We start from the raw sequence: 23,057 nt of genomic DNA on the forward strand, positions 1-23,057 counted from the left end.
TTAATTTCCTTTCGTCATTTCAATCAGTTTTATTTCATTTTTCATCGAGTCTTTAAATAAATCAACCAGATTCCGCTTGCGGGAATAAAGACAGGTGGAATGTTCACCGTTATTCATATCGCCGGTGAGGACATTGGTTGAATCAACAATCAGTCGAATCTGCTGGAGCGGTTGATCAGCAATATAGACAGTGGCTCCTGCCAGCGACAAGGACCCATCGGTGATGATCACCATCTTGATGTCGCGATTAATCGCTTCTTTTATATCTGGCAGTACGGTTTTTAAAATCTGACCGGGTACCGAGATGTAGATCCGCTCCTGGGCTTCCAGAATCATATTGCGCAATTTATTGAGGATGTTGTTTTCCCCTTTAATGGTAATATAGCCTTCCACCGCATCCCGTTTTGTGGGAATGGTAACAATCAGATCCTGCTTGGCTTGCTGTAGTTTTCTGATCTTATTTTCGCAGAATTCGGAAATAGCGACCGGGGTATAGCGGATGGTTGCTTCCTCGATGACATAAGCCCCGCCCTTTTCCACCAGCGACGCCAGCGATGTATAGGCGTTAGATCGCGAAATACCCGTTATCTTTGCCACCTCATAGCCATTTAAGTCACCTTCAGCAAGCAGGGTTAAATAAATCGAAGCCTCATGCCTTGTCAGTCCAAATTGTGTCAGTCGTTCAACAATATCCATCACTCCATCAGTCCTTATTTTAATAAACCATAAATTGTTGCCATAATCTGCCGATCGGAGCCTATTTAAAACTGCTACTCTTCAGATCTACTACTGTTTTACTTAGTGTTCCTACTTAGTAAGTCTACACTAGTTTAACAATTTTGTCAAGAATGATTATAAAAAAACAGCATCGAAATTGGATGCTGTTTTTTTAATATTATTATTTATGGACCAACATATAAATCATTGGCGAAGGTTCCCACATAGGTGGTCCCATCCGCCATGGTCAAGGTTCCTTTGCCATCCATTAAGCCTTTTTTAAATTCGCCCACATAGGTATTACCATTATCTGTCTTGGTCCCATAACCATCGAGCTTGCCATATTTCCATTCGCCTTCAAATTTTGTTCCCTCATATCCGATAGCAGTCCCCTGGCCATGAAGCTTGCCATCTTTCCATTGGCCCTCGTAGATTACATCCTCTGAGTAAACAAACTTGCCGTAACCATTGGGCACGCCATTTTTCCATTCTCCTGTATACACCCCACCGCCATAGGTATGCGTACGGATACATCCGCTGGTAACCAATAATAACAGACTTATCACTGTTAATATGGCAAATAATTTTGATCTCATCCTTTTGTTCATCCGATCCCCCTGTATAATTTTGCATCCTTTTCATATGCCTCAGCTTATAAAGAATTGTGATTTTATTATACCGCATAAGTCTGACATAATAAATATTAAAACAGTAAAGATCAACATTTTTTTAGAATAATTCCGAAACTGATGCCGAGGCAAGCTTTCTTCAGCTTCCAATTATAAACAAAGTTCGCGTTAGCACCATATAAAGCCCGGTTCCAGCAATAATGCTAAGAAATACGTTTTTTTTGATGCGATGAACAAGGATCACCATCGCGACACTTAACAGCTCCGGCAAACCGAAGGGGTAGGCGATCAGGCTGATGTTTCGCAGACAAAAGACAACAAGAATAATCATAATCGCGGCCGGTAAAACAGTTCCCAGATAGCGAACTATATCGGGCAGCTCTTTCTTACCACCAAAAAACAAGAATGGCAGAGCTCGGGTAAAAATAGTAACCAGCGCCACAACCGCCAGAGCTTCCAAGGTGTCAATCCAATTAATACTCATGGCTGATTTCCTCCGTTTGTCCAGCTAAGCCAGCTTCCAATTCAGGAACACCACTCTTTTTTTGATTATTTGATTTGGCTTTCATCATCATCAACACCAGGACACTGACTGTCAACGCTGGTAAAATAAACTGACTGGGTCCCAGGATAAAATAAAAGACCAATGCACTGGTTAATCCAGTGATAGCCGGTAAATGAGAATCCATCACCTCCCATTGATTCATACAAACCGTAATAAAAAAAGCTGTCGCTGAAAATTCGATACCAGCCAGATCATAGGGTAATAGCTGACCAAACAGGGCTCCAGCCACACAGCTGAGAATCCAAACCAGATGAAGAATCAGAGTAATGTAAAAATCGGTCTTCCTGATATCCACTTCATCCGGATAGGTAATACTGCAAAGAATGGAATAGACTTCATCCGTAAGCGTTAAAACCATATAGGGGTATCGCCGACCCATCTTGCGGAACTGATCAATGAAGGCAATACCGTAAAAAATATGTCGGGCATTAACAAAAAAGGTCATCAGTGCAATGGTTCCTAATGAGGCTCCCGCGGTAAGCAGCGAAACCAAAACAATTTGCATCGATCCGGCATAAATAAAAACACCGGACAGAAATGACCAACCGGCGCTGTAGCCAGCCTCATCCATTAAAACTCCAAAAGCAATGCCAATAAACAGATAAGGAAAAAAAACCGGTAACACCTGTTTAAAGGCAAAAATAAAACTTTTCACTATGACTTACTCCCTTCACCCGCAGTTTAATTTGAGCCTTATTTTATCACGCAAAAATACGCCACACAATAAATTAAATGTATGGCGTACAAATTAAAAATCTTACAGCTGATCGAGAAGGTTTTTTAAAATTATCATTCCCTGTTCCAGTTCGGCCAGGGTTTCCGGAGCACAAACAGACATCCGCACAGCACGGCTGGGCACGTTATTTCCAACGGTAAATCGCTCAGCGCCGTAAATTCGAACCCCCTTTTCCATTGCCAGTGCTTCAAAATCCGATCCACTAATGGTTCCCGGCAACTCCAGCCAACGAAATATTCCCGTTTCATTACCATGACAGGTGAAGTCCCGTAAGTAGCAGTTTACCAACTTATTGCGCTGTCTGGCATTCTGCTGGTGACTTATTATAAATTGATCCAGCTGTCCGGAAACGATAACCCGGGCCGCCAGCACTGCCATTAACGGCGACACCGATATATTTAGATTATACAGCGCTTTTGACACCGGCTTTCGATAAGCCAAAGGCACTGACACATAGGCCATACGTAAGCCAGGGGCCAGCGTTTTTGACATGCTGGCGATATAGATGGTATGGTCCGGTGCAAAAGAGGCCACCGCCGGCAGAATATTTTGACTAAGCAAATGGTAGGCACCGTCTTCGATGATAAAGATCCCCTGATCTCTGGCGGTTTGGGCCAAAGCCCTGCGCCGATCAGTAGACATGGTATGAGTGGTCGGGGTGTGATTGTCCGGAATCAGATAAACACCTTTGATATTTTCATTACGGCAGGCATCAAGCAGTGCTTCATCGTCCATTTCCCCATCACGATGACGGATCGGGGTTAGCTGGATACCAAGCATCGAAGCAGTCGTTTTAAGCCCGGAATAGGTGTGGGGATCGGCCCCAATTTTATCGCCGTGACGGCACAGCCCAGCAAGAATGGCCGTAATGGCATTTTGGCCGCCATTAGAAAATAAGATACTCTCCGGTTCTGGACAAAAGCCTCCTTTTTCCATTAGCTTAATCGCTGTATCTTTTAACCAGATATTGGCATTAGGGCGGCTGTAATTTAGCAGTTTATCGGCATCCGCTTCGTTGAGTATTTCTTTTAAACAACCGATTAATGGTCCAAAGGTGGCGGTATCTGGGAAAACTGCCCCCATCTCAATCAAATTTCGTGGTTTATCATCCGGCAATAGGTAAGCATTTGCCAGCGCATCAAAGGAAACAAAGGTGCCGCTTCCGACCGTGGCACTGAGGAGGCCTTTTAATTCACAGACCTTACAGGCTTTGGACACGGTGCTGACGTTAATATCAAGAAAATCTGCCAATTCCCGCTGGGGCGGCAGTTTTGTTCCGGGCAGCAGCTGACCCTCTTTAATATCCTGCTCCAACTGGCGGGCCAGGGAGAGATAAAGCGGTTTAACCTTATCGTTTAACGTCGGTTTCCAGGACATCGGATAATCTTCAAATGAATTGACCGGCATGATCTTCGTCTCCTTTTAAACTAATAATTATCCCATTCTATCGAAAACACCTGCCGACGTCAAGCCGACAGGTGTTTTAGACTTTTTAAGATTATTGTTCTATTTGTTGATAACGGTCTTGAGTTTTTCACAGGTTTTTTCCAAATCTCTGGTCAATACCGCGAGATCCTCTCGCTTCTCATCCAGAAAGGACCCCTTTATCCCGATCCCCGGAATAGCCAGTAGATTGCCTAACTCATTATGGATGTCGTCCAGATTGTCTTTTAATTTATTGATCTGATTTTTGGTATCAATCCGATTTTTAATGCCATCTACCATTACGGTTTCATTATCAAGATCGTATTCGGAAACATCCTCGACTACGGTGCAATCAAATCCCAATGTGTTTTTTGCTGTATTGGCAAAGCTTTTCTTCGCTTCTTCTTCGCCGTGAACCAGGAAAATTTTCTTGGGTTTTTCTTTAAATCCGGACAACCACTTCAGTAGATCATTTTTGTCGGCATGGGCAGAGAATCCTTCCAGAAAATAGATTTCAGCATTTACTCGGATCCGTTCTCGCAAAATTCTAATATATTTTTCCCCGCTGGTGATGGCCCGTCCAATGGTCCCCTCGGCCTGGTACCCGGCAAAAACAATACTTGATTGGGGTTTCCAGAGGTTGTGTTTTAAATGATGTTGTACCCGGCCAGCATCAGCCATGCCGCTGGAAGAAATAATGATCTTAGGTGATGTATTCTCGTTTAAGGCCTTAGACTCATCAATGCTTTTTGTAAAACTTAAATTTCTGAAATAGAAAAGTTCATCCCCTTTTTTGATCCGTTCCTTTATATAGTCATTGAAGTAATGGGCATTTTTGCGGAAAATTTCAGTCGCATCGGTGGCCAGTGGACTGTCAACATAGACCTTGACCTTATCAAGCTGATTCTGATACAGCTCGTGGTTATCATAAAACACTTCCAGCTCATGAATCAGATCCTGGGTTCGACCCAGAGCAAAAGCCGGTACTACCACGGTCCCCCCCCGAGCAACGGTTTTAAAAACGATATCAAGAAAACGCTTCCCGCTTTCCCACCGGGTTTCATGGGTGCGATCCCCATAAGTCGTTTCCATGATTAGATAATCTGCCTCAGCGATCAGAGTCGGATCATTTAACATCCGTTGATTACTTGCTCCAATATCCCCTGAGTAGACCAGCTTAGTGGTTTTTCCGCCTTCCGCAATCCAAATCTCGATGATTGCAGCCCCCAGGATATGGCCTGCTTCATTAAGCCGGATCCTGATCTGGGGATTAACCTGAAAACACTGTCCGTATGCCACCGGGAAAAAATACTGGATGCAGCGGGCGGCATCTTCCTGGGTATAAAGAGGCGAAACCAGCGGCTGTCCGGAACGTGCTGTTCGCCTGTTGATCCATTTAGCATCCGTTACATGAATCGTGCCGCTATCCTGAAGCAAGATATCAGCGATCTCGGCTGTTGCCCCGGTACTGTAAATCTGCCCGCTGAATCCCTGTTTAACAAGTAAGGGAATCCGACCACAATGATCAATATGGGCATGACTCAAAATGATAAAATCGATCTCTTTCGGGTTGAAGTCAAACGCCTGATTATTTAGCTCTTCCAGAGCTTCGCTGCCCTGAAACAAACCGCAGTCCAGGAGGAATTTACAGTGCTCGGTAGTCACAAGATGGCAGGAACCAGTGACAGATAGTGCTGCTCCTAAAAATTTAATTTTCATTTTCTTTCTCCTGTTCTTTTTTTCAATTAAAACAATCGCAAATTTTTTAACTCAATAGCCTTGCGTATGCCAGCCATCAATCTTTATCATCTTTTCTATCTTTTAACCCTTTACTTTATAGATATCCAAATTACTAAAATTTACGCAGATTATGACGATAAAAATACCTGGAGCAAAATTAAGTGTCACTTTTTTGACCAGATCTTATTTTTTAAGCCTTATTGAAGTAAGTTGGCCCTGATCGAATTAATCATCCTCTACACTGATCGAAAGCAAATGATTGATAAATTGCTGAGCAGTTCGACCAGAAATCCCACCATGCTGTAGTTCCCATTTATTGGCTTCCTGAGAAAGAACTTCTTCAGATATCTCAAGACCTTCTCGCTTGGCCAGCTCCGCCACAATTTTAAAATACTGTTTCTGACTGGGACGTTCGTAAAAAATACTGACCCCAAAGCGATTCACTAGCGACAGTTTTTCTTGCATCGTGTCTGACCGGTGGATATCCCCGTTTGCTTCCAGATCATTTCGGTCATTCCAGGTTTCCCGAATCAAATGGCGTCGATTTGAGGTAGCATAAATCAAAATATTATCCGGTTTTGTTTCCACACCGCCTTCAATAACTGCTTTGAGAAACTTATATTCGATCTCAAATTCCTCAAAGGAAAGATCATCCATGTAAATAATAAACCGATAGTTCCGATTTTTTATCTGGGCAATGACATTTGATAAATCTCGAAATTGATGCTTGTAGATTTCAATCATCCGCAGTCCCTGATGATAGAATTCGTTGACGATAGCTTTGATACTGGTGGACTTCCCGGTACCACTATCCCCGAACAACAACACATTGTTTGCTTTTCGCCCTTCGACAAAGGCCTTGGTGTTTTCGACAAGCTTTTGTTTCTGACTTTCGTATCCAACCAGATCTGCCAGCATGACCTTATCCATGTTATTGATCGGATTAAAAATTACCCCGGTGTTATCGGCTTTGGGAGTAATCCGAAAGGCTTTATTCAGGCCAAACATACCCACCCCAAAGTCTTGATAAAACCGTGTAATCTCATCAAAAAATAGCTGTTCATTTGCTGATGCCGCCAGTTTTAGGCTCAGTTCTTTCACTTTTTCACTGACGTTCTGATTGTACATGAATTCCGGCTTTCGGATAGCCTGGTAATCTGAAATCCGGGTAAAGCAATCAATCCCCAATACGGACTCCAACTCAGTAAAATCGAAATCAAAAAGATCCTTAAAAATTTTACAATCGTTCTGAGCAAAATAATTAACACTACCTTCTTTTTTCCCCACCTTTTCACAGGTCAGACTGAATGGATTTTCATTGGTGATCAGTAAAAAGGTCAGATAGTGATGCCAGAGGTTGCGGTCAAATCCAAAATCTGTAGCTATTTCCAGCAGCGTTTTTATCTGGCGATAACTCTCAGCAATCAGTTCTTCCTTAGAATCCTCATCTTTGTAAAAACGTTCATAGAGCTGTCCCATTTGTTTAAGTAAATTTTTCTGATTTGAGTCGGTAAAAAGTATCAGTTTGGCAATTAATCGATTCATGCTGATCTCCCTTCTATAAAAAGACCACCTCATCACAAGGTGGTCTTTTTGTCTTTATTTTCCTGATTGACTTAACGCAGCGAAAACTGGTCGATCATCTGTTTTAACAAGATCGATTGGCCAGACAATTCTTCACTGGCAGCGGCACTCTCTTCGGCTGTTGCCGAATTCTGCTGCACAACCTGAGCAACCTGCTCAACACCCATATTAATCTGAGCGATGCCGGTGGCCTGTTCATTGGAGGCCGTGGCGATGTAGTCGACTAAGTCATTGACTTGGGTAATACCGCCAACAATTTCATCTAACGCACTGGCCGTTTCATCGGCAATTTTTGTACCGACCGCCACCTTGTTGATGGAACCTTCTATTAAAACGGTTGTTTCTTTGGCAGCTTCAGCACTACGGGCAGCCAGGGTGCGAACTTCTTCAGCTACCACAGCAAAGCCTTTGCCATGCTGTCCGGCCCGGGCTGCTTCCACTGCCGCGTTAAGCGCTAAAATATTGGTCTGGAAGGCAATATCGTCAATCACCTTGATGATCTTGGAAATATCTTCGGATGACTTGTTAATTTCCACCATTGATTGCTGCATCTCTGTCATCTGAGCGTTTCCTTTGTCAGCATTTCCCATCACATTTGTCGCCAATTCTCTGGCCTTGTTCGCATTGATGGCGTTGTTCTTCGTTTGGTCAGCTATTTCTGCTATGGATGCGGTTAGTTCCTGGATCGAGCTAGCCTGTTCGGTAGAACCCTGAGCCAGGGCCTGACTGCTGTCAGATACCTGATTGGCCCCGGCATTAACCTGTTCGGATGCATGATTGATATCTCCAAGCAACGAGTTCAAAGTTTCAATGATGGTATTGAGGGCATCAGAAATCGCATTAAAGTCACCGCCAAAAGCTCTGACATTCTCTAAATTAAGATTCCCATTGCTGATGGCTCCGGTAACGGTGGAAATTTCTGTCACAATCGTTTTAAAGTTGCTACCCATTTCATTGACAGCCTGTTTTAAGACATCAAAACTGCCCTGATAATAACCTTCAACCATCACATCAAGATTGCCACTAGCGATGGCATCCATCACATTAGCGACTTCTTCCATCGGCTTTGCCATAACACCAAGTATGCCATTCATGCCACTGATCAGTTCGTTCCAGGAGCCGCTGAATTTGGTTTCATCGGCCCGAACATCCAAATCTCCCTGCATTGCGGCCGTCGTCAAGATGATAGCATCACTAATGAGACTGTCGATGGAATCTTTCACTTCATGTAAATTTGTTTCGATGGCTTTAAACTGTTCATAAACCTCCTGAGTGTGCTCATCCGGTTCCTGAACATCCAAATCAAAATCGAGATTTCCTTCTGATAAACGTCTTAAATTATCCGCCAGCCGAGTAATTTCGGTCTTCGAATAATTGTTAACACTCATCGTTCCGGTCGTATTAAACGAGGTTTCAACATAACCAATGGTGTCACCATGTTTATCAATAATTGGCGTCGTGTCCATACGATAATGACCACCACGATATGGAAACGGAAATTCAATTCGGCCTGTTTTTCGGTAAGCCTTGACGCCACAATCCTCATTTTTACACATGTCAAGGTTTGACTTGCAACAATCATCACCATAAAGTGTTTCCCGTTCGCCTTCTCTTCCGGTAGCTATTCTCAGGTCTTGAAGGGTTTTATTTATAAATGTCCACTTCAAATCTGTATCAACAACCGTAATGCGGTACGGCATCGCATCAAGAATTGCCTGAAAGTAATCGCGTTTGTCGGCCACCGTTTGGATGGCCTGGTTCACATGTTCGATCCCAGTTTTATAATCACCAATAATTTCGGGTTCCAGTTTATTTTCCAGGTCCGCTTCTTTTTTTACACGTTCAGGCAACTGCATCAGGTAATCATTCACCCTTTTTATGGATGACTGAATCTCTAGCAGATTGTTACCCAGCACATCCTTATCAGATAACGGCGAGATCATAACTGATAGATCACCCTTAGCTAATTTAACCGCCGCTTCAGACTGCAACTGCATATTCTTTGCCAAACCCGAAAGGGCATAAGCAACTTCACCTAACTGATCTTGAGGGGGGCCAGATTCGTAAACGACTTCAACGTCTCCCTCTGACAACCGATTGGCAGTCTCGGCCAGGCTGGTTAAGCGACTCGATATTCCCTTTATGCCAAGTACACTTACACCAACCATTACAACTAAACCAATGCCAAAAATCAGCACGATATTATTCTGGATCTCCCCAAACTGATTAAAATTTTGACTGACAACAGACATTGCAATGCCCGCCGTTGCGCAGAATATCAAGACTACCGGCAGCACAACTGTCAATAGAACTTTTGACAGCAAACTCTTTTTATGTTCCATTCTTTCCTCCTTGAGATTGAGATAATTTGAAGTTACTTCTTTTATTCTCCACCACTTTTCTTTGAAGGGTTATATCGCTAAACGATATTGCAATCAATACTGTTGCGTTTCACAGCTAGGGCGTTTCGCTACAATAATTTATATATGGACAACATTATATATGATATTTATAGTAAACTCAACTTCAAATTTTGTTTCACCTTAACTTTCTGGTGTTATTTCGATCCACTTATGAAAAAGAATAACATTAGGTAATTCCTAATGTTATTCAAAATGACTCAGGATAAAAGTTCTGATTCTATTTTTATCTCAGTTGAAACTGATCAATCATTTGTTTTAACAAAATTGATTGTCCTGAAAGTTCTTCGCTGGCAGCAGCACTCTGTTCAGCTGTCGCCGAATTCTGCTGCACGACCTGAGCAACCTGCTCAACACCCATATTAATCTGAGCGATGCCGGTGGCTTGTTCATTGGAGGCCGTGGCGATGTAGTCGACTAAGTCATTGACTTGGGTAATACCGCCTACAATTTCATCTAATGCACTGGCCGTTTCATCGGCAATTTTTGTACCGACCGCCACCTTGTTGATGGAGCCTTCTATTAAAACGGTTGTTTCTTTGGCAGCTTCAGCACTACGGGCAGCCAGGGTGCGGACTTCTTCGGCTACCACAGCAAAGCCTTTGCCATGCTGACCGGCCCGTGCTGCTTCCACTGCCGCGTTAAGCGCTAAAATATTGGTCTGGAAGGCAATATCATCAATTACCTTGATGATCTTGGAAATATCTTCGGATGACTTGTTAATTTCCACCATTGACTGCTGCATCTCGGTCATTTGATGGTTACCTTTATCCGCATTGCCCATCACATTTGTCGCCAATTCTCTGGCCTTGTTCGCATTGACGGCGTTGTTCTTCGTTTGGTCAGCTATTTCTGCTATGGATGCGGTTAGTTCCTGGATCGAGCTAGCCTGTTCGGTAGAACCCTGAGCCAGGGCCTGGCTGCTGTCGGACACCTGATTGGCTCCAGCGTTTACTTGCTCAGCGGCATGATTAATATCTCCAAGCAATGAGTTCAGGGTTGCAATAATGGTATTAAGTGCATCAGAAATCTTATTAAAATCCCCTCCGAATGAGCTGACATTCTCTAAGTTGAGATTTCCATTACCAATTTCTTCTGTAACGGTGGAAATTTCTCCCACTATTTTTTCAAATCCGCTCCCCATTGAATTGACAGCTTGTTTTAACGCTTCAAAACTTCCGCTGTAAGAACCATTTACGCTCACATTTAGATTTCCGTTTGTTATTTCATCCATCACATCCGAAACTTCTTTGAGGGGTTTTGCTATTTCACCAAGAATGCCGTTCATTCCGCTGATCAGTTCCTGCCAAGAGCCTTCGAATTTTGTTTCATCGGCTCTGGCATCAAGTTGTCCCTCAATTGCTGCATGCGTTAGCATGCTGGCATCATCAATGAGATTACCGATAGTACTTTTAACCTCTGTTAAGCTGTCCCCAATTGCTTTAAACTGGTCATAGACTTCGTTAGTATATTGTCCCGGTTCATCCACATGCAAATCAAGATCAAGATTTCCCAATGATAATCGATGCAGGTTGTCAGCCAGTCGAACTACCGCTTCACTTCGATAATTATTGACACTCATTACCGGTGTTGTATCATGAGATACTTCAACATAACCGATCTTTTCACCGTTTTTGTTTATGAGGTTCATGGTATCCATCCGGTAGTATCGATCCAAAAATTCAAAGCGATACTCGGCATAGCCAAGTTCATTCAGTTGATCCCCACTGCCATTTAACATCGTTACGCCACAGTTTTCGGTATGACACATCTCCAGATTACAGCTATGGCAATCCGCGCCGCGAATATCTTCTCTCTTTTCAGCCGTACCGGTCAACTTCATCAGATCTTCAAGAATTTTATTGACAAAGACCATTTTCATATTTTTGTCCGTAGTAGTCACACGGTAAGGCAGGGCATCCAGAATGGCTAAATAGTATTCCATATTTGAGGTGACTGTCTCCATAGCCTGATTTGCCTGCGCAAGTGCTTTTTTATAATCACCCTTCATGTCATTTTCAATATTCCGATCAAAATACTCTTTGTTCTCAACCAAATCCGGCATCATATTAAGATAATCGAGTAGTTTTCCCACCGACTTTTGAACTGCTGATAAACTATTTCCCATCTGGTCCTTGTCTGACTGTGGGCTGATGATTGCTGAAAAATCACCAACTGCCAGCTTATCGGCCATTTCTGATTGAATTTTAATATTTTCAGCAATCAATGATAACGCATAACTGATTTCACCCAACTGATCCTGAGGTTTCTCAGATCCAAGTCCACTTTCAAGATCACCTTCTGCCATTCGGTTAGCAACCACTGCCAGACTGGCGATTCTGTTTGAAACTTCTTTCATTCCTAAAGCGATCACACCAACAATAACAACTAAACCGATTACATAAACTAATAATAAGCTGTTTTGAATACCTGTAAACTGGTCATAACTTTGACTTGTAACCATCATTGCAATACCTGCTACGATACAAAATACAATTGCTACAGGCAAAACAACCGTTACCAGGATCTTTGACAACAAACTCTTCTCATGCTTCATCCTTTTTCTCCTCCTAAATTTTACTTCAATATAATATAACGCTTATATCCTAATTTATACCCATCTTTCATCGAATAATTAAACCGCAATCCTCAATAAAAAAAAGCGTTGCTACCTTTTTCTTTATCGGCATCGAATAAGGCAGCTAACTCATGATCAATCGTTTAGCGGATTAATTGTTGAATTACAATTGTCATTTCATTTTTCGTATACGGTTATTTTCATTTGCCACTTATATACTATCGTCATTAACCCGGCTTACTTTAGTTCTATTTAATTTTTTACGATAATTTTATTGTCGTGTTTAAAAAAAAGAATAGCCAGCTGATGAGAAATTCAGCCGGCCTGACAAAATTTGTAGCGGCACCTAAAATTCTACTAAATTAATGAGAACTACTATAGACCAAATCGTTATTATTAAAATCGAAGGTATTATTAATATGTCTTAAAATAATAAGCACCTTGCTGAGGTTCTCATAATAGACCTCATCATATTTAGCACTGCCAATATCAAATCCTTTTAAAGTAGGTAACAATTCTTCTGCCCGCTCAGGATTGCTATCCACCGTGGTACATAGCCTGTAAAGCTTTTTAAACTGGTATTCTTCCACCAGATAAAACCGCCCATCATCAACCCCATTTTGAATATTTTCTAAGAACCAGCGATGAATCTGGTTCGTTTTTTTTAACCGACCCATCACTTCAGAAGCTACCGCCCAGGGCTTTAGCCGTAATTGTTTAAGATCTACTCCCCGGTCGCATTTATATAAAACACTCTCTAACCCCATGTTACTATCCTCCATTGTCGATCTCACATAATCGACTGCTCTCTGTTTTAAATTCAAAAGATCCTCTTTCGATTATCATCTATTCTTAGATCCTCTTTCTACCATTTTACCTACCCTATTTCATTAAGTCAATTACTATAAGCCCTCTGACTGAATTATTTTCTCACTTGAATAAATCCAGGAAGAATGAAATTTTATCAGAAGCGTGGTATAATAAAGTATTTTAAAAAAAGGAGAGAAAAATGAGAAATCGAGTAGGCAACTTGTTGTGGGGGCTATTATTAGTCGTTATCGGCCTTGGCTTTGCCGGAAACGTATTTGGTCTGTGGAATTTTGAGCTATTTTTTGACGGCTGGTGGACCTTATTCATCATTATTCCCTGTGCTATCAGTATGGTGCAAAATGGCGTACAACTCTGGAATACTATTGGCTTAGGTATTGGTGTGTTATTATTTATTTCTGCCAGAGGCTATTTTAACGGTGCATTGTTGGGGGACCTGATCTTTCCGATCATTATTATTGCCATTGGATTGAGCATCATGTTCAAGGATCGACTCAGTAAGAACGCTAAATTAATTCAGGGTATGACAAAGGATGGACTTCCTGAGTATTCGGCTATATTTGGCGGTCAGGAGATTAACTTTCCTGGGGAAGCGTTTAACGGCGCTACTATTACTGCAGTTTTTGGCAGTGTCGACCTTGATTTAAGACAAGCCATCATCAACGAAGATATTTATATTTCGGCTACTGCTGTCTTTGGCGGTATTGATTTGATGGTTCCCAGCAATGTCCGGGTAGAAATGGCAACCACACCGATTTTTGGTGGCGCATCAAATAAGACTAACAGACCGCTGGACGAAAATCCACCGACGATTTACATCAATAGCACAAATATCTTTGGAGGGACTGAAGTCAAATGAGTAGTAATCAAAGTTGGATTAAATACCTGGCCATCGCTTTTGGTCTGGTGCTGGCATTAGGAATCATCGCCAGCATTGTCAATGGGGGCGTCGCCATCATGCGGGGTTTTGGTCTGATTGAAAACAAAAACCAAATCATCGAACAAGGTGAATCCAATTTTCGACAGGATTTTACTGGTGACTTAAAATCTGTTTTTGTTACTTTTGATACCGGTAGTATCACGCTTCAAAGCGGAGATGCCTTTGTCGTTGAAGGAACCAATGTCCCACCAAGTCTTAATGCCACCCTTGACAACGGCAAGCTTATTATTGAGGATAAAAAGAGCACCCAAGTCTTTCCGAATCTGTTTGGTAAAGATCGCATGACCAACCTTATCGTTACCATTCCCCGGAACACCCAACTAAAAAAGCTGGAACTAGAAATTGGTGCCGGCCGCGGTGAATTGTCTCAACTAGTTACTGATGAACTGGTCATCAAGCAGGGAGCTGGAGAAGTCGTGGCCGATCAGCTACTGGCTAATTCCGGTAAACTCAGCGGTGGAGCTGGAGCCGTTCATTTTACTAACGTAAAACTCAATGACTTTCAGATCAACGGCGGGGTGGGACTTATTAGTATCCAGGGGATTGTCACTGGAGAATTTGAAGTCGACTGCGGCGTTGGCCAGACCAATCTGGATATCAATGGCAATGTTGATGACTATTTCATCACTGTCGACCAGGGTATTGGACCCATTACCATCAACGACCGGAGTATTTCAGAAACGGGCGTCGGCACGCAATCTGCCCCTCATCGCATCGATATTGACGGCGGAGTCGGACCGGTTTACATGACATTTAAATAACCAATAAAAAAAACACGTTTAACGTGTTTTTTTTATTGGCATTAACAACTTCTTTTATCTGACGAAGTGCATATAAACTTTTTTAAAGGGATTTGGTTCCGCAACCACACCCTTGCCGTTTTCGATGAGACGCATCAGCCAAATCATGTTGGCTGCCGTAACTTCAATGGTCTGGGCGCCTTCGGTATCCTGGGAAGCTTCTCCGGCAGTGCGACCATGAATAACATTCCAGTAATTACCCGTTGCCATTACCATCTCCGAGTAGGTAATATAGTGATTCAATTGATCAATACTTGCCACTCCACCGGAACGTCTTACCGCTACTAGAGAAGCGCCGACCTTATGCCGAAATAATCCGCCATTGGCGCCAGCTACATAAAACGCCCGATCCATAAATGACTTCATATTTCCGCTGATGCCAGAAAAATGAACAGGACTGGCAAAAATAACGCCATCAGACTCTTTAATTTTTTGAATCCCTTCGTTGACGACATCTTTAGTAAAGATACACTGTTCATCTTTATTTTTACTACAGGCATTGCAACCAGTACACCCCTGTACCGCTTTCATACCAACATCGAAAACTTCAAAATCGATGCTCTCCTGAGCAAATATTTCACCAGCAATACTCAGTGCTGTAAATGTATTGCCTTCTCCATGAGGACTACCATTAATGCCTAATACTTTCATTTCTAACCTCCCGAAGCAGAGTGCTCCATCTGTTCTGTTTTATTGCTTTTAGTATACCACATTTTTAAGTAAGTAAAACCTCTATCGCACAATTTAGCAAAATTCAAACGCTGTACACTTTGATCTTTAATCGCCAATAAATTTATGGTATACTTATACTATTACCCTTTAAGGAGGGCCTTATGGCAGAATACATTTTACGATTTTTAAAACTGAATTTTGGTCTTTTTCTTTATGGATTGGGAATTATTGTTACCATGCGGGCAAATATCGGTTATGCGCCCTGGGAAGTTCTTCATAGCGGTATCAGTCAAACTCTAGGCGTCAGCATTGGTTTAATAAACACAGCAGTGGGTGCGCTTATTGTCGCCCTTGTTTTTCTGCTTGGTGAAAAAATAGGACTGGGTACTATTTTTAACATGTTTATGATCGGTTTATTTATGGATCTCATCCTTTTTTTAGACTTTATCCCACTTTTTAATCATTTTTGGATTGGAACCCTAGTGCATATTTTGGGTCTCTTTATTATTTCCCTGGGGACCTATTTTTATATTTCTTCGGCCTTTGGCGCCGGTCCTCGGGACAGCCTGATGGTGGCGATAACCCGAAAAACCGGATTACCAGTCGGTCTGTGTCGCGGTATTGTGGAAATCAGTGTTGTCCTGATTGGCTGGCTACTCGGCGGGATGGTTGGTTTAGGAACAGTTATTTCAGCTTTTTCAATTGGTTTTTGTGTACAGATTACGTTTAGACTTCTGAGATTTGACCCTACTCAGGTAAAACACGAAACCTTTGGTGTGATGTTTCAGAACCTCCGCAAGCTAAAAAAAAATAATTAACCTGGTCTTAATGGATCGACCGGGTTAATTATCGGGCTGGATTATGTTATTTTTCATTTTCAATCATCTCAATAAAGACTCTGGCAATTTCTGGATCAAATTGGGTGCCGGAACAACGACTGATTTCTTCAATGGCTTCTTCAGCTGTTAAATCATTCCGATGCAAGCGCATCCTGGTCATGGCATCATAGGCGTCAGCGATAGCGATAATTCGGGCTTCCAGGGAGATCTCTTCGCCTTTTAGTCCTTTAGGATAGCCACCGCCATCCCAATGCTCATGATGCTCCAAAATATGTTCCGCAATTTCGGCAAATTCATTAGCTGAACTCAAAATCCGGTAACCGATTTCAGGATGTCGCCGAATCTCATCCCAATCTGTTTCATTTAGTTTTTCTATCTTATCAAGAATGCCCTCCGCAATTCCGATTTTGCCGATGTCGTGCATCAGCCCGGCGGTTTGAAGATCATGGGAATCTTTAGAATTAAAACCGATTTTATTTCCTATCTCTGCTGACAATTTGCCAACCCGCTCTGAATGAAACATTTCTTTCTGATATTTGTCGAATAGGGTTTCAATCATCATGCCCACCGTTTTGTTCCGCATTCCCAGGCTTTCGGTCAGTTTACGGCGATACATATAGTCTTCAGCTCGTTTAAAAATCCGCTGAATATCTTCTTCCTCGTTAAACTTTGTTTCAAAACCAAATGAAATTGAAAGTTCAACGGTACCGACTTTTTCAGCTTTAGCCAGTTCTTCAATCCGATTGATAATTTCTTCCGCTTCTAATTGATCTGTTTTTGGCAACAGTACCACAAATTCGTCGCCGCCTAATCTTGCCACCACATCATCTGCTCGACAGGCTTTGACAATTGTCTTAGCCGCTTTTTTTAATAACTCATCCCCCATTACATGTCCAAAACTGTCGTTTACCAATTTCAGGCCATTAACATCACCCATAATTAGCGAAAACGGTAAGTTTCTTGGCGTATCCATACGACTAAGCTCTTCTTCGTAAAAGCGCCGATTGTAAAGCCCAGTAAGCTGATCATGATAGCTTAAATACTCGATCTGATCCAGTTTCTGCTTTTTTTCGGTGTAATCTCTAAATACCAGAACAACCCCCAGAACATCGCCGTTTGCGTCAATAATGGGAGCGGCACTGTCTTCAATGGTTCGTTCTATACCATCCTTAGCAATCAGCAGGGTATGATTATCCAGCTCCCTGATTTCTTTTGTCTTAATCACTTCTGCGACAATATTTCCAGCTTTTTCCCGATTACTATCGTTTATAATACTAAAAACGGTTTCGATCGGCTTACCCAGGGCTTCCTTCTTTTGCCAGCCTGTCAATTCTTCTGCCACCCGATTAATAAACAAAACATGACCATTTTTATCGCATGAGATGACCCCATCCCCAACGGAAACCAAGGTTGTTTCGAGTAGTTTGCTTTCTTTTTTTAATTCACTTTCCAGACGTTTACTCTCAGTAATATCAATCCCCACGCCGGTGAAATATTTTTTTCCATCCAGGGTCATTACCACACCATTCGAACGAATAAGTAATTTTTTTCCGCTTTTGGTAATCAGATTGGCATCTACCTCTCCATACCCCTTACTAAACACCTCCTCTACTGCCGCCATCACTTTGACCAAATCATCGCCCTCAAACCACTGATCAAGCGTCATATGAGCCAATTCATCGGCCGAATAGCCTGTCATTTCTTCATGTTTTTTATTCCACTTTATCAGTTTTCCTGCTTCGTCATAAACATAAAGATAACCTGGAATGCTTTCAAACAAGGCTTCGATAAAAAGCATCTCGCGCTTTAATTCTGCCTGCGCGGCGATTAGCTGTTCATTAAGTTCCTTCAGCGCATAGGTGCGTTCAGCGACCACTTTCTCCAACATCATGTTTTCTTTTCGTAGTGCATCGCTATCGAGCTGCAAACCACTGATGTCTGTCACAATCGAGAGTAAATAATCTGTTCCATCCAAAGAAACGGGACTTGAACGCACCTCGACGTCTCTGATTTCGCCCTTACGACAACGATGCTTAAAATAAAACTGATTACGCTCTCTATTTTTTGCCAGTTCCGCTTCTTTTTTAATTTGATCTTTACTAAGGCAATTAAAATGGGTAATCTTAAACGTTATCATCTCACTATGGGTTTTCCCGTAGAACAAACAGGCAGAATGATTGCAGTCTTTAATTTCAAGCGTGTCAATATCGATCAGAAGCATAATTTCCTGATTATTTCGAAAAAGGTCTTCGAAAAATGATTCTTTGCCTTTTACCTGTCCTATTTTTTGATCGTTCATATCTCCACCCACTCACCTTCACTTAGATAAACGATAAATTAAAGCACTACACGTCACGACAAACTGCTAATCTATGATTGACTGATATTATCTATCTACCCCAAACGCAATCCGCCAATCAAGGCTGCTACTTTTTGGAGAACAAATTTTTCCAAACAAAAATCGCGAGATATCCTTACCAGGAGATTTCTCACGATCGGTTGACGATAGTTTAATCAGTGCCAAGCGGAAAATAATCGCCATCTTCAGACATCCCAACTGGATAATAGCATCGCTTAAGCCAACTCTGAGTAGAAAGCTCAGGAATGGGTGGAAGTTTTAGACAATGCTCAAATCCTTCTCTGACAATATCGACAAGCTTCTGATCCATGTCGGTGGCCACAGAGTCAAAGACTTCCCAACCTTTTTGGGGCAGATGGAGCAGGATAATCTGGGTTTTGTCTCCCCTTGTCCAGATATCCAATACCTTGAAATGAGAACCCGCTTCCAAAACACATAAGCCCCAATGGGTATCGTGCTCATAGACCCGCATATTATCATAGTGGTTTGACAGGATCGCCAGACGATGGGTCGTAACCATACCACCGCGACGCAAACTGGCGTCGGTAAACCCCAGCTCTTTTAATACCATTCCCACCTGATATTTTGACCCCAGATCACCCAGATTGCAATCCCGAATCAATAACGCAATACCCGGATAGGTAAACTCAATGACTTTTTCTAATTCTTCTCGTTTCTTATATTTTTCTGTTAACATTACACCATCCATTGTAGTTTTCTAATTATTTATTTCGGCCGGGAATGCCGCTTTCACAAGGCACATTAACCTGACATTTACCACAACCATATCGGGGTTTAAACTTTTGGGCAGTTTTATCAAGAAAAATGCCGCATAATCGATGATCCTTACCTTTTTCAATGGAGATGGCTTTGACCGGACACTGTTTAATGCAGGCACCACACTGGGTGCAATAGGCATTATAAATTTCATAAGGCCGCTGACTGGGCTCTAACTTAAGTTCAGTTACCAGACTACCAAATCTTCCCGCAATTCCTTTTTCAGTGATCAATCCCTTTGATAAACCAAAAGTTCCCAAACCGCAAAGATAGGCAATGTGCCGCTCTGACCAGTTGCTAGTAAACGCCAGGGGCTCACCGCAAAGTTCTTCAATCGGTTCAGTAATGCTGAAAAACTTAATATCCATGGTTGGCACCATTGTGGCATAACCAGCACGATTGATACTATTTTGCAGATGCAATAGCAAAGAACGCAATAATTTGTGCCCTTCAACCCGGCCAACTAACCAACCCCAAGAGGGCCAAATTTTTTGGTCCCGATTACTCCCCTTTACGGCCTCACTAAAGGGCAGAAAAAACGAGATCACCGTTTGAGCTGTCGGCATCCACTCCTGTGGGTTTCTAAAGTGACAGCCAATCACCTCCGGTTCCTTAAGCACCTTAAAGACATCCTCACTCGCTTCACAAAATCCGAAAATTGGTGGATCATATATTTTTTTCCCAACTAACTCATGAGGTGCATTACTTTCTAACTTTATCTGATTATCCAAAGAATTCGCAATAAATTCTTTGGCAATTTGGATTACATCTTTTTTGTCCATTTATAGCCTCTCGATCCGATTCAACTTATCACCTTAATTATAAACCAATCTTCTAGCTTTGTAAATTTTTTAGTTGCTCAACGCAAGAATAATTGTTAAATATTCAACAAACAAACCTCATTCGAGCATTCAAATCTTTAATTGCTCTCTAACTTACCGCATATTTTAAGTAAAGCTGATCCAACGGTTACCCCTGCCGTCTTAGAATTTTTTCAATCTCCAGCGCATCAAGTGGTTTATAATAGTAGTAGCCCTGAATCAGGTCACATTGGGACGTTCTTAAAAAGGCTACCTGTTTTTCCTTTTCCACACCTTCTGCTACCACCGCCAAACCTAAACTTTTCCCAAGTTGGATAATCGCATTGGCAATGGATTGATCCTTATGGTTAAAGCCGATACCATCGACAAACTGCTTGTCCATTTTCAGTCGGTCCAAAGGCAGCATTTTTAAACGACTCAATGAAGAATACTCCGTTCCAAAGTCATCAATAGCTATCGAAACGCCAAGTTCTTTCAGGCTGTTAAGCTTACCGATAATTTCACCTAATTCTAAAATGGCGGTACTTTCAGTAATTTCCACTTCCAGATATGCTGGACTTAGGCCAGTCCGCTTTAGAATTCCTTCGATCTGACTGATCAGATTTGGGTTTTTTAACTGACTGGCCGAAATATTAACAGCCATTAATATCGGTTCCATTCCCATAACCTGCCAAGCCTTGTTTTGTCGACAAGCAGTTTCAAGAACCCATTCACCGATCGGATTAATCAAACTTGTCTTTTCAGCCAATGGGATGATGACAGCCGGAGAGATGAGCCCTAATTCTGGATGCTGCCAACGCAAGAGTGATTCGACCCCAGTCACTCGCCCCGTACTCAAACACACTTGCGGTTGGTAATTGACAATTAACTCACCTTTTTCCAGGGCCCGGTAGAGATGATTCGTAAGCTGATTCTGGCGATTTACTTCTTCTTTCATTTCAGAAGAACAGAGCAGATATTGATTTCGGCCTTTCTCTTTGGCCTTTATTTTTGCAATATCGGCGTTCATGATCAATTCTTCAGGATCTTTCCCATCAATTGGATAGAGTGCAATACCCGCACTGGCAGTCATAAAAAATTCCTGTCCTTTGAGAATAAAGGGTTCATAAAAAAGATTCATCAATTTTTCGGCAATCAAAGCCATTTCACCTTTGTTTTCAATATGACTGATCATAATCAAAAACTCGTCGCCACTGAAGCGGGAAACTAAATCCGTCTTTTTCATTAAACGTTTGATCTTTTCACCAACCAGATAGAGCAGCTCATCTCCCATTCCGTGGCCGACTGTATTATTAACAACTTTAAATGAGTCGAGATCTAAAAAAACAACGCCCAGATGGGTCTGGGTAAACTCCTGTTTAACAATACTAAAATAGAGAAAATTTGTAAAAAGATTGCGGTTTGGCAGCTTCGTGATTTCATCATAATGCGCCATAAAATTCAGTTCTTTTTCAGCATCAATCCGGGTAAGCGTATCACCTAATATATTTGCGATAATTTTCATAAAATTCAAGTGATCTTCCTGCCACTCTAAACTTTTTGTTTCCTGATCAAGTCCCCAAAACCCAATAATTTTTTCTTTACTGGTAATCGGTGCAATGATCTGAGCTTTAATCGAACTAATACCCATATTAAAAATTTCTGCATTAACAAATTGAGGGAGTTTACTGATATCCGATGCGACAAACAATTCATTCTCAAGAATTTTTTCCATCCGCCAGTGATTGCGATTAATCGGCAAGTTTTGAATGAACTCCTGACCAGATTTTATGCCTTGACGACAATAATCCTGGATGCATGAAAATGTTTCACGCTCCTGATCAAAAAGGCAGATATAGGCACGATCAATCAAAAAAAATTCACTACTGATTTTTAATAAATTGTTGATACTCGCTTCAAAATTATGCTGATTAATGCCGACACAATCGGATGAAATCTGGGTGATCAATTCTTGAAGTCTCATCTTTTCTGCCGTTTCATTGAGTCTTAGTAAAAATAACTGATTAATATAATAGCACAGCCATATCCCAATACAAAACAAGCCAATTCTGAGCAAGTAATCAACACCACTTAACTTCACATAAACGAGCGGCATCATTACCCAGACAATAATTTGAGTTAAAATAATAGAGACGGCCATCATTCCCAAATAAACGATTTCTCTAAAGACCAGAAAAGGAATAATTAAAATAAAAGGAAATGCCCAAATCGTAATTGCCCCAAATTCCAGAAATTGCATCGTAACGATGGGTACCAATATCGCAAGCAGTGAAACATTGACAAAATCTTTCCACCGATCCGGTAACGCTAGCCGCTGCACAACCTGAATGATTAATCCAAAACCAATCAAAACGGAACTTAAAACCAATACGTCGGTAAGATTGGATTCCTTGCTCATAAGATACCGGGTAACAAAATTCAGTATCCCACCAAAAACCATTGCAATCGTAAGATAAAAATAGACCTTCTTCGTTGAAATAACATGGGGTAATTTAAAAAAGACATAGAATCCTGATAATATATAAAAGATAAAAAAGACAAAAAAGACAATTGATAATAAGAATACCAAGTTTTCCATGGAGCACCTCTATGTATTCATTCGAATTAACTTTCTGAATTATATCATT

General features: G+C 41.7%; 18 protein-coding genes. 3 read left to right on the plus strand and 15 right to left on the minus strand.

The features are described 5' to 3' along the window. The 10 genes from ACIZ62_RS10410 to ACIZ62_RS10455 form a co-directional block, all read right to left on the minus strand. Entirely contained in the window at positions 1–696 is a 696-nt protein-coding gene (locus ACIZ62_RS10410; RefSeq protein WP_414150128.1) for a TrmB family transcriptional regulator, read from the minus strand. Between the two features lie 206 nt (positions 697–902). After that, positions 903–1,325: an MORN repeat-containing protein gene (locus ACIZ62_RS10415; protein ID WP_414150129.1), complete on the minus strand. Its 423-nt coding sequence runs from the start codon at positions 1,323–1,325 to the stop codon at positions 903–905. Between the two features lie 160 nt (positions 1,326–1,485). Further along, positions 1,486–1,830 (minus strand): branched-chain amino acid transporter permease, encoded by a 345-nt coding sequence (locus ACIZ62_RS10420; protein ID WP_414150130.1) that lies wholly within the window; start codon positions 1,828–1,830, stop codon positions 1,486–1,488. Then, positions 1,820–2,566, minus strand: a complete 747-nt coding sequence (locus ACIZ62_RS10425; RefSeq protein ID WP_242988571.1) for an AzlC family ABC transporter permease — start codon at positions 2,564–2,566, stop codon at positions 1,820–1,822. The genes ACIZ62_RS10420 and ACIZ62_RS10425 overlap by 11 nt, the downstream gene beginning before the upstream one ends. 102 nt (positions 2,567–2,668) lie before the next feature. Then, positions 2,669–4,054, minus strand: coding sequence for a PLP-dependent aminotransferase family protein (locus ACIZ62_RS10430; RefSeq protein ID WP_414150131.1), 1,386 nt, complete (start codon positions 4,052–4,054; stop codon positions 2,669–2,671). A 99-nt stretch (positions 4,055–4,153) separates the two neighbouring features. After that, positions 4,154–5,791, minus strand: coding sequence for an MBL fold metallo-hydrolase RNA specificity domain-containing protein (locus tag ACIZ62_RS10435; protein WP_111886713.1), 1,638 nt, complete (start codon positions 5,789–5,791; stop codon positions 4,154–4,156). 246 nt (positions 5,792–6,037) lie between these two features. After that, positions 6,038–7,357, minus strand: coding sequence for an ATP-binding protein (locus ACIZ62_RS10440; protein ID WP_111886712.1), 1,320 nt, complete (start codon positions 7,355–7,357; stop codon positions 6,038–6,040). A 71-nt stretch (positions 7,358–7,428) separates the two neighbouring features. Beyond that, positions 7,429–9,738 (minus strand): methyl-accepting chemotaxis protein, encoded by a 2,310-nt coding sequence (locus ACIZ62_RS10445; protein WP_111886711.1) that lies wholly within the window; start codon positions 9,736–9,738, stop codon positions 7,429–7,431. Positions 9,739–10,042: 304 nt separating this feature from the next. Beyond that, the gene (locus ACIZ62_RS10450; protein ID WP_414150132.1) at positions 10,043–12,373 is read right to left on the minus strand and encodes a methyl-accepting chemotaxis protein; all 2,331 of its coding nucleotides are present in this window, start codon (positions 12,371–12,373) and stop codon (positions 10,043–10,045) included. 383 nt (positions 12,374–12,756) lie between these two features. Continuing rightward, positions 12,757–13,161, minus strand: coding sequence for a hypothetical protein (locus tag ACIZ62_RS10455; protein WP_414150133.1), 405 nt, complete (start codon positions 13,159–13,161; stop codon positions 12,757–12,759). A gap of 242 nt (positions 13,162–13,403) precedes the next feature. Here ACIZ62_RS10455 and ACIZ62_RS10460 point away from each other — a divergent pair, with 242 nt between their 5' ends. Together ACIZ62_RS10460 and ACIZ62_RS10465 are read left to right on the plus strand one after the other, a co-directional pair. Beyond that, positions 13,404–14,081, plus strand: a complete 678-nt coding sequence (locus ACIZ62_RS10460) for a LiaF transmembrane domain-containing protein (protein WP_111886708.1) — start codon at positions 13,404–13,406, stop codon at positions 14,079–14,081. Next, positions 14,078–14,923 carry a DUF4097 family beta strand repeat-containing protein gene (locus ACIZ62_RS10465; RefSeq protein ID WP_414150134.1) on the plus strand — a complete coding sequence of 282 codons (846 nt, stop codon included), beginning with the start codon at positions 14,078–14,080 and terminating at the stop codon, positions 14,921–14,923. Before ACIZ62_RS10460 ends, ACIZ62_RS10465 begins: the two co-directional genes overlap by 4 nt. Before the next feature lie 54 nt (positions 14,924–14,977). Here the strand turns inward: ACIZ62_RS10465 and ACIZ62_RS10470 are convergent, their stop codons facing one another. Continuing rightward, positions 14,978–15,613: a flavodoxin family protein gene (locus ACIZ62_RS10470; protein ID WP_414150135.1), complete on the minus strand. Its 636-nt coding sequence runs from the start codon at positions 15,611–15,613 to the stop codon at positions 14,978–14,980. 182 nt (positions 15,614–15,795) lie between these two features. Between ACIZ62_RS10470 and ACIZ62_RS10475 the strand changes: the two genes are divergently transcribed. Next, the gene (locus tag ACIZ62_RS10475; RefSeq protein WP_111886705.1) at positions 15,796–16,452 is read left to right on the plus strand and encodes a YczE/YyaS/YitT family protein; all 657 of its coding nucleotides are present in this window, start codon (positions 15,796–15,798) and stop codon (positions 16,450–16,452) included. 46 nt (positions 16,453–16,498) lie between these two features. On the opposite strand, the gene ACIZ62_RS10480 is transcribed toward ACIZ62_RS10475, so the two are convergent. The 4 genes from ACIZ62_RS10480 to ACIZ62_RS10495 form a co-directional block, all read right to left on the minus strand. Further along, on the minus strand, positions 16,499–18,772 hold the full coding sequence (locus tag ACIZ62_RS10480) for a PAS domain S-box protein (RefSeq protein ID WP_414150136.1): 2,274 nt from the start codon (positions 18,770–18,772) through the stop codon (positions 16,499–16,501). Positions 18,773–18,983: 211 nt separating this feature from the next. Next, a complete protein-coding gene (locus tag ACIZ62_RS10485; protein WP_414150137.1) occupies positions 18,984–19,529 on the minus strand; it encodes a hypothetical protein in 546 nt (181 codons plus the stop codon). A 25-nt stretch (positions 19,530–19,554) separates the two neighbouring features. Continuing rightward, positions 19,555–20,391 carry a 4Fe-4S binding protein gene (locus ACIZ62_RS10490; protein ID WP_414150138.1) on the minus strand — a complete coding sequence of 279 codons (837 nt, stop codon included), beginning with the start codon at positions 20,389–20,391 and terminating at the stop codon, positions 19,555–19,557. Positions 20,392–20,578: 187 nt separating this feature from the next. Beyond that, entirely contained in the window at positions 20,579–23,008 is a 2,430-nt protein-coding gene (locus ACIZ62_RS10495) for an EAL domain-containing protein (RefSeq protein WP_414150139.1), read from the minus strand. Positions 23,009–23,057: the final 49 nt, after the last annotated feature.

The sequence above is a fragment of the Acetobacterium carbinolicum genome, from assembly GCF_047456275.1.
Lineage (GTDB): Bacteria > Bacillota > Clostridia > Eubacteriales > Eubacteriaceae > Acetobacterium > Acetobacterium carbinolicum.

Bases quoted from the DNA above. Each gene is read 5' to 3' on its own strand.
- ACIZ62_RS10410 (WP_414150128.1), bottom strand. From the start codon at position 696: ATGGATATTGTTGAACGACTGACACAATTTGGACTGACAAGGCATGAG.
- ACIZ62_RS10415 (WP_414150129.1), bottom strand. From the start codon at position 1,325: ATGAACAAAAGGATGAGATCAAAATTATTTGCCATATTAACAGTGATA.
- ACIZ62_RS10420 (WP_414150130.1), bottom strand. From the start codon at position 1,830: ATGAGTATTAATTGGATTGACACCTTGGAAGCTCTGGCGGTTGTGGCG.
- ACIZ62_RS10430 (WP_414150131.1), bottom strand. From the start codon at position 4,054: ATGCCGGTCAATTCATTTGAAGATTATCCGATGTCCTGGAAACCGACG.
- ACIZ62_RS10435 (WP_111886713.1), bottom strand. From the start codon at position 5,791: ATGAAAATTAAATTTTTAGGAGCAGCACTATCTGTCACTGGTTCCTGC.
- ACIZ62_RS10440 (WP_111886712.1), bottom strand. From the start codon at position 7,357: ATGAATCGATTAATTGCCAAACTGATACTTTTTACCGACTCAAATCAG.
- ACIZ62_RS10445 (WP_111886711.1), bottom strand. From the start codon at position 9,738: ATGGAACATAAAAAGAGTTTGCTGTCAAAAGTTCTATTGACAGTTGTG.
- ACIZ62_RS10450 (WP_414150132.1), bottom strand. From the start codon at position 12,373: ATGAAGCATGAGAAGAGTTTGTTGTCAAAGATCCTGGTAACGGTTGTT.
- ACIZ62_RS10455 (WP_414150133.1), bottom strand. From the start codon at position 13,161: ATGGGGTTAGAGAGTGTTTTATATAAATGCGACCGGGGAGTAGATCTT.
- ACIZ62_RS10460 (WP_111886708.1), top strand. From the start codon at position 13,404: ATGAGAAATCGAGTAGGCAACTTGTTGTGGGGGCTATTATTAGTCGTT.
- ACIZ62_RS10465 (WP_414150134.1), top strand. From the start codon at position 14,078: ATGAGTAGTAATCAAAGTTGGATTAAATACCTGGCCATCGCTTTTGGT.
- ACIZ62_RS10470 (WP_414150135.1), bottom strand. From the start codon at position 15,613: ATGAAAGTATTAGGCATTAATGGTAGTCCTCATGGAGAAGGCAATACA.
- ACIZ62_RS10475 (WP_111886705.1), top strand. From the start codon at position 15,796: ATGGCAGAATACATTTTACGATTTTTAAAACTGAATTTTGGTCTTTTT.
- ACIZ62_RS10480 (WP_414150136.1), bottom strand. From the start codon at position 18,772: ATGAACGATCAAAAAATAGGACAGGTAAAAGGCAAAGAATCATTTTTC.
- ACIZ62_RS10485 (WP_414150137.1), bottom strand. From the start codon at position 19,529: ATGTTAACAGAAAAATATAAGAAACGAGAAGAATTAGAAAAAGTCATT.
- ACIZ62_RS10490 (WP_414150138.1), bottom strand. From the start codon at position 20,391: ATGGACAAAAAAGATGTAATCCAAATTGCCAAAGAATTTATTGCGAAT.
- ACIZ62_RS10495 (WP_414150139.1), bottom strand. From the start codon at position 23,008: ATGGAAAACTTGGTATTCTTATTATCAATTGTCTTTTTTGTCTTTTTT.